This window comes from Jatrophihabitans sp., assembly GCA_036389035.1.
Classification (GTDB): Bacteria; Actinomycetota; Actinomycetes; order Mycobacteriales; family Jatrophihabitantaceae; genus Jatrophihabitans_A.
In genome coordinates this window covers 22,591-29,710 of the sequence record DASVQQ010000024.1, presented here as the reverse complement: position 1 = coordinate 29,710, position 7,120 = coordinate 22,591, and the positions used below count along the sequence as shown (strand labels likewise).

The following is a 7,120-nucleotide window of genomic DNA, read 5'->3' as shown; positions in this document are numbered from 1 at the left end:
GAGACCGGCTCCGCAGCACCGTGGTCGGCCTCGGCCGGAGTGATCGACAACTCCACCGGCCAGCCGGCGCGCACCGGGTCCTGGAAGGCCTGGATGAACGGCTACGGCACCACCCGCACCGACACCCTGTCCCAGTCGGTGACCATCCCGTCAGGTTGCGCGGCGACCCTGTCGTTCTACCTGCACATCGACACCGCCGAGACCACCACGACGGTCGCCTATGACAAGCTCACCGTCAAGATCGGCGCCACCACCCTGGCGACGTACTCGAACCTGAACAAGAACACCGGGTACTTGGTGCGCTCCTTCAATGTCTCCTCCTTCGCCGGACAGACCGTCACGGTCAGCTTCTCCGGAGTGGAAGACGGCTCACTGCAGACCTCCTTCGTAGTCGATGACACCTCGCTCACCGCGAGCTAATCGAGGACGACCAGTCTGAGACACAACCAGTAACACAGCTACACCAGTGAGTCAGTAAGGGCCAGGCATCCACCCGGATGCCTGGCCCTTACTGCGCGCGTGACCTGCGGGCTGTCGCGGTGCCGGCCTGACGCGGGCGAGTACGCCGACTTGCTAGCCGGCGGCTGCGCCGAATGGCCGGTTTGAAGGAAATGCTGTGTCCGAGCTTTACGAAGCCACCCGGTACGGGCAGAATCAGCCCTGGCCTCGACGGGGGCTCAGACGGCCCGCGCACTCCACCCCCCGTGGGTGCGCGGGCTGTCGCCTGCTAGAGGCCGGAGTGCCCGCGGGTGCCGTCAGAAGGCCCGCGTTCGGCATCGAGATCAGGTGGCTTCAAGCGGGTCCGGATGATCGACCGGGTGATGAGCCCCCGCCGGGCTGGTGTGCACGGTGGCGGCGGTGAGGCGGCGAACCCGGGCCAACAGGTGTTGCTCGGCGTGGTGGGCCAGGTCGTGGGCTTCGGCCTGACTGAGGTCGGCCGGCACCGTGACGTCGACTTCGGCGCGCAGGGTGTGCCCGATCCAGCGGATCCGCAGTTCGCGCACGTCTTGAACGCCGGCCACGCTGCTCACCGCGGCGCTCGCCTGGTCGACCAGTGTCGGGTCGACGGCGTCCATGAGCCGGGCGCCGACCTGGCGGACGGCGGAGCGCAACACGCCGAGGATGGCGACGGTGATGACAAGGCCGATGATCGGGTCGGCCTGTCGCCAGCCGAGCGCGACGCCGGCGGCGCCGAGCAGCACGGCCAGGCTGGTAAAGCCGTCGGTGCGGGCATGCAGCCCATCGGCGACCAGCGCGGCTGAGCCGATGCGGCGCCCGATTCGGATGCGGTAGCGGGCGACCAGCTCGTTGCCGGCGAAGCCGACCAGGCCCGCCAGGGCGACGGCCCAGAGGTGGCTCACGTCGCGCGGGTGGATCAGCCGATCGATCGCCTCGTAGGCGGCCAGGACGCTGGACAGGGCGATCATGGCGATGACGAAGAGGCCGCCGAGGTCCTCCGCGCGACCGTAGCCGTAGGTGAACCGCTTGTTGGGCGGGCGGCGGGCCAGCCGGAAGGCGATCAGCAGCGGCACGGCGGTGAGCGCGTCGGCCACGTTGTGCAGGGTGTCGCCGAGCAGGGCCACCGAGCCCGTGAACATCACCACCAGCGCCTGGATGGCGGCTGTCACGGCGAGCGCTGCCAAGCTGATCAGCAGCGCCCGGCGGCCGGCGGCGTCGGCTTCCAACGCGTCATCGATTTGATCGGCGGCGTCATGGGAATGGCCGCCGACAAGTTCGGAGGCGGCATGCCTCAGGCGCGCCCACGGCGAGGAGCCATGAGAGTGGTCGTGCGGTGCGTTGTTGTAGTCGTGCGGTGCGTGGTCGTACGGTGCGTGCTGACTGCTGTCATGGTGATGGTGGCTCATCAGCGAGAAATCCCTTATGGACGCGAGTAATCGTACCAAGGTATCAGCACCTTCATAGCTGCGAATATCTTGCAATAAGCACTATGCTGGCTACTGTGAAGCACTCTTCAATCCAGGCCGCCGGCAAGCCGGCGGCTGTAGCTCAGCCGCACCCGGCCGAGCTGACCGCCAGGCAGGTCGGCGCGGCGGTGACGTCCTTCGCGATGCTGGCCGATCCGACTCGGGTGCGCATGTTGTGGGCGTTGCGCGACGCCGAACTCGACGTTTCCAGCTTGGCGGCGGTCGCCTCCTGCCGACCCACCGTGGCCAGCCAGCACCTTTCCAAGCTGCGCTTCGCCGGCCTGGTCGAGGGTCGGCGAGAGGGGCAGCGCGTGGTGTATCGCCTGCGGGGTGGTCACGTCCGGGCGCTGCTCATCGAGGCGCTGTTCCACGCCGACCACCAGGTGAGCGGAGATCCCATCCATGACTGAAGCAGGAGGCTGGGTCGGCGTCAGACACTGCCGAGCAGTGGCGGCCCGGTCAGCGCCTTGTCATCCCGACCTGTGACAGGCTTAGGCAATGAGGGAGAAAAGGCACCGCCATCGGCAGCCCGGACCGGGCCGCTCGGGGCGTTCCTGGTGGCGGGCATTCGTCGGTAAGTGGGGCTGGCGGGCCTACGCCGTTCCGGTGCTCGCGGTGATCACCGCCGCCGTCGCCACCGTCAACGTTCGCGACGACCATCGCCCCGCTCAACCTCCGCAGGCCCACGAGCAGCTGCCCACCACGACGAGTGCCGGTCCGACACCCACGGCTGCCAGCCGAACCGCGCAGCCCCGCGAGACCGAACGCGCTTCCTCCACCACGCCCCGACCGCTCAGAGTGGGCGCCTTACCCGCTGGCAACCGGTACACCACCCAGGGGTCCGGCACCTACCACACGGTGCCAGGGCGCGGCGCCGTCGTCGGCCAGGGTCCGCTGCAGCTGTACGCGATCGAGGTCGAGGACGGGATCACCGGCATCGACAGCGCGGCGTTCGCCGCCGAAGTCGAGCGCACGCTGGCAGATGGCTTGAGCTGGATTCGCAGCGGCGCCGTCTCGCTGCAGCGGGTGGACACCGCCGACGCGCGGTGGCGGATCTCGCTGACCTCGTCGCTGACCGTGCGCCGGCTATGCGGTTATGAGATCAAGGTCGAAACCTCGTGCTGGGCGCCGGAGCAGTCCCGGGTCGTCATCAACAACGCTCGCTGGGTCCGCGGCGCGCCGGCCTACCAGGGCAAGCTCGACGTCTATCGCACCTACCTGATCAACCACGAGGTGGGTCACGCGCTGGGCCACCTGCACGCCCACGCCTGCCTGAGCAACGGCCTCGCCCCGGTCATGATGCAGCAAACCATCGGCACCAAGTCGGTGACCGGACAGCTCTGCCACCCCAACCCGCATCCGTACCCGGTAGGCGTCGCCGACGCTCCCGGCAAGGAGGAACCCGACACCCCCCAGAACGACCAGTTCACCCTGGCCGGGGGTTAGGAACAGCGAGCCAGCTGGGGCTAGTGCTCGGCGGCCTGCTGGGTGCGTGCCTCAGCGGCAGCGGCGGCCGCCGTGGCGATACTGCGCCGCAGCGCCTGCCGTGAATAGCCGGCCGTCACCATCTGCAGCAGCGCCAGCATCAGCGCGGCCACCGGCACCGCGATCAGGAACCGGATCAGCGCGGTGGTGATCCCCATCGAGCCGGCGGCGAAGGCGGCCCACAGGGCCGGGGTGCTCAACAGGACGGCCAGGCCGAGCACAGCTGGGCGCAGCATGTCAGCGGCCTCCTTCACAACGGCTGCCGGGCCGGTGGGCGAGCACAGTTACCCGCCTCATGCGCTTGCCCGGTGCCGGGCGCCGCCGCGCAGCAACGGGAACAGCAGGCCGGTCCAGGCGAACGTGCTGGCCGCGCGACCGTCGAGCAGGCCCAGCGGCAGGTCCAGATCCCACACCGAGGCCGGGCTGGCGCTCAGCTGCGCCGAGTGCACCACCAGGGCGTCGACCTGGCCCAGCCGGTCCAACTGCGCCCGGCTGTCCTCGATCTTCCACCGCGCGTCCACCACGGCCCAGACCGCGGTCGGGCGCAACGCGGCCAGCATCTCAGCGGCCCACGGGTCATCCGAGCCGGCCTCGGTCGCGTCGGTGGCGATCACCACGATGGAAGGCAGGTCCGTCCGGTTCAGTTCGGTACGCAGCCGCAGCGCCTCCTGTTGGCCGCTGATCCACGGGTAGTCCAGCTCGGCGCTGGCACGCTCGGGCAGGCCGGCCACCCCGATGCTGTTCCGCGGGATCCGCAGCATCGCCGCGCAGGTGTGCGCGGCCTGCAAGGCCGGGCCCGACTCGCCCACCACCGCCAGCACCTCACCGGCGCCTCGGGGCGGCTCGGCCGCGGCCGGCAGGTCCTCGAGGATGTTCTCCAGCGCCTCGTACAAGCTGTGGGTGTCAGCCCGCGGATTCACCGACACCGGAACGCCGACCTGGCGCAGCTGCATCAGCATCTCCAGGCGAGCCCGGGCATCAGGCCGCCCCAAGGCGGTCACGTTGCTTCTCGAAGCCGGCTCGGACGGCGCCGGTCGCGGGCTCGTCACCCGCTGGCCGGCCATCGGCACGGCTGACAGTCCGGCAGTGCGGGCAGCGGCGGCTTCGTCCACGGCTGGCCGGGTGAACTCGGCGCCGCGCGGTCCGCCGTCGCGTGGCTCGCCGTTGAACGGTCCGCCGTCGTGCGGTGCGCCGTCGTGCGGTCCGATGTCGGTCAGCGTGCGCAACAGCGCGGCGAAGTCGTGCGCCGGCGGCGGTCCGGCCGGCTGGCGCTGCTCGGCGCTTTCCAGGGCGTCCACCGAGGCGAGCAGGTCCGACAGCTCGGGCAGCTCGGTCGCCGGCTCGCCGATGGCAGCGGGCGGGACATCGGCGGCAGCGGGCGAGACATCGGTGGGCGGGATATCCATACCGGTGACAGCCTCGGCCACGACTGCGCCGTCAGCCTCAGCCGTGACCCGATAGGCGACCCGGTGCACCTCGCGGGCGAAGAAGCCGAACACCCCGCCGCGCCGGACCCGGTCCTGGTAGAGGATCTCGGCTCCCGGCTGGCTGTGCACCGTGTCCAGCAGCCGCCGCAGGTCCGAGTCCTCACACACCAACGGTTCTGGCATTGGCGATCACCCCCACCGTCTCGACGATTGCGGCATTGCTGGAAACCTCGGAATAGGACAGCACCGGCAGGTCCGGGGCGGTCGAGGCGATCAGCCGGCGTAGCGGCAGCCGGATCTGCGGCGCGCACACCAGCACCGGACGGATGCCCCGCTCGAGCATCAGCTGGTACTGGCGGGCCGTGTCGGTGACCAGCGCCTCGACCAGCTCTGGGCCGGGCAGCAACTGGATCCCGGTGTCGGAGGGCCGGACCGATTCCAGCAGGCTCTGCTGCATCCGGGGGTCCAGCATCATCACCGAGAGGGTGCCGCTGACGGTCTGCGCGGCCGTGATCGCCGGCGCCAGCGCCAACCTGGCGGCCTCGACCAGCCGGTCGGGCTCGGTGCCGGCCTTGGCCGCCAGCGACAGGGCTTCGAAGATCCGGACCAGGTCGCGGATCGAGACGCCTTCTTCCAGCAGGGCATGCAGCACCCGCTGGATCTCCCCCAGGCTCAACATCGCCGGGGTCAGGTCCTCCACGACCACCGGATGGCTGCGCCTGACGGACTTGGTCAGCGCCGCGACCTCCTCGCGGCCGAGCAGCCGGCTGGCGTGGGTGCGGACCACTTCGGACAGGTGGGTGATGATCACCGACGAGCGGTCCACCACCGTGGCGCCGAGCAGCTCGGCCTGGCCGCGCAGCTCGGTGCCGATCCACTTGCCGGCCAGGCCGAACACCGGCTCGGAGCCGGCGGTGCCGGGCAGGTTCTCCAGGCCGTCGCCGATCGCCAGCACGGTGCCGGCCGGCGCCTGGCCGCGCGCGACCTCGACGCCGTTGAGCCGGATCGCATAGGTCGAGGCGGGCAGGTCGAAGTTGTCCCTGGTGCGAACCGGGGGCATCACCACGCCCAGTTCCATCGCCAGCTTGCGGCGCAGCGCGCGGACCCGGTCCAGCAGGTCGGCCCCGATCCCGTCGACCAGCGTGATCATGTCCGAGGACAGCGCCAGCTCCAGCGGGTCGACCGCCAGATCGTCGAGGATGGCCTCGGGGCTGTCCAGCGCCGGAGCGGCGGCCGCGACCGCCGGGCCCCGCAGCACTTCTGCCTCGGCCTTGGTGGTCGCGGCGATCCGCCGCGACAGGAACAGCAGCCCGCCGCCGACCAGCAGGAACGGCAGCTTGGGCAGGCCGGGGACCAGGCACAGGGCCAGCGCGGAGCCGCCGGCGATCTGCATCGCCCGTTGCTGGCTGCCCAGCTGCGCGGTGACCGCGGTGCCGAGGTCGCTGGAGCCGCTGGCCCGGGTCACGATCAGGCCGGTCGCCACCGACAGCAGCAGTGCCGGGATCTGGGAGACCAGGCCGTCACCGACGCTGAGCAGGCTGTACTTGGCGACCGCCTCGCCGATCGGCAGGTGCTCGGACAGGATGCCAATCGTGATGCCGCCGACCAGGTTGATCACGGTGATGATGATCGCGGCGATGGCGTCGCCCTTGACGAACTTCGACGCGCCGTCCATCGAACCGTAGAAGTCGGCCTCGGAGGCGACCTCGATCCGGCGGCGGCGGGCCTCGTTCTCGTCGATCAGGCCCGAGTTCAGGTCGGCGTCGATGGCCATCTGCTTGCCGGGCATCGCGTCCAGGGTGAACCTGGCGCCGACCTCGGCCACCCGGCCTGCGCCGTTGGTGATGACCACGAACTGGACCACCAGCAGGATCGCGAAGATCACCAGGCCGATGACCAGTGAGCCACCGATCACGAAGTGCCCGAAGGCGTTGATCACCTCGCCGGCGTAGCCGTCGCCGAGCACTGCGCGGGTGGCGGAGATGTTGAGGGCCAGCCGGAACAGGGTCGCCACCAGCAGCAGCGAGGGAAAGCTGGAGAAGTCAAGGGGCCGCTCGACGTACATGCTGACCAGGACGATCAGCAGCGCGCCGGTGATGTTCAGGGCGATCAGGAAGTCGAGCACTCCGGCGGGAACCGGCACGACCATCATCAGGATGATCGCCACGACGCCGATCGGCACCGCGAGTTGACTCAACCGTTTGGGTTTCACGCACACCTACAAGCTCATCGCGGCGACAAGGTCAGCTATCTGTGATCTTTGCGGACCGGTCCGTGGTCCGC

At 70.0% G+C, this 7,120-nt stretch carries 7 protein-coding genes; 3 read left to right on the top strand and 4 right to left on the bottom strand.

Annotated elements, in window-relative coordinates; all coding sequences use genetic code 11:
* Positions 1-420 (top strand): hypothetical protein (locus VF557_14650; GenBank protein HEX8081448.1); only part of this gene is annotated, 420 nt, incomplete at its 5' end.
* Between the two features lie 362 nt (positions 421-782).
* Here VF557_14650 and VF557_14645 read toward each other — a convergent pair.
* The gene (locus VF557_14645) at positions 783-1,865 is read right to left on the bottom strand and encodes a cation diffusion facilitator family transporter (protein HEX8081447.1); all 1,083 of its coding nucleotides are present in this window, start codon (positions 1,863-1,865) and stop codon (positions 783-785) included.
* 95 nt (positions 1,866-1,960) lie between these two features.
* On the opposite strand from VF557_14645, the gene VF557_14640 reads away from it, so the two are divergent.
* Both VF557_14640 and VF557_14635 read left to right on the top strand, forming a co-directional pair.
* On the top strand, positions 1,961-2,335 hold the full coding sequence (locus tag VF557_14640) for a metalloregulator ArsR/SmtB family transcription factor (protein HEX8081446.1): 375 nt from the start codon (positions 1,961-1,963) through the stop codon (positions 2,333-2,335).
* 88 nt (positions 2,336-2,423) lie between these two features.
* Positions 2,424-3,371: a DUF3152 domain-containing protein gene (locus tag VF557_14635; protein ID HEX8081445.1), complete on the top strand. Its 948-nt coding sequence runs from the start codon at positions 2,424-2,426 to the stop codon at positions 3,369-3,371.
* Positions 3,372-3,391: 20 nt separating this feature from the next.
* Here the strand turns inward: VF557_14635 and VF557_14630 are convergent, their stop codons facing one another.
* From VF557_14630 to flhA, 3 genes are read right to left on the bottom strand one after another with little or no spacing between them, the layout of a single operon-like run.
* Entirely contained in the window at positions 3,392-3,646 is a 255-nt protein-coding gene (locus VF557_14630) for a hypothetical protein (GenBank protein HEX8081444.1), read from the bottom strand.
* 57 nt (positions 3,647-3,703) lie between these two features.
* Positions 3,704-5,020 (bottom strand): hypothetical protein, encoded by a 1,317-nt coding sequence (locus VF557_14625; protein ID HEX8081443.1) that lies wholly within the window; start codon positions 5,018-5,020, stop codon positions 3,704-3,706.
* Positions 4,998-7,049, bottom strand: a complete 2,052-nt coding sequence (flhA, locus tag VF557_14620; protein HEX8081442.1) for a flagellar biosynthesis protein FlhA — start codon at positions 7,047-7,049, stop codon at positions 4,998-5,000. Before flhA ends, VF557_14625 begins: the two co-directional genes overlap by 23 nt.
* Positions 7,050-7,120 lie beyond the last annotated feature (71 nt).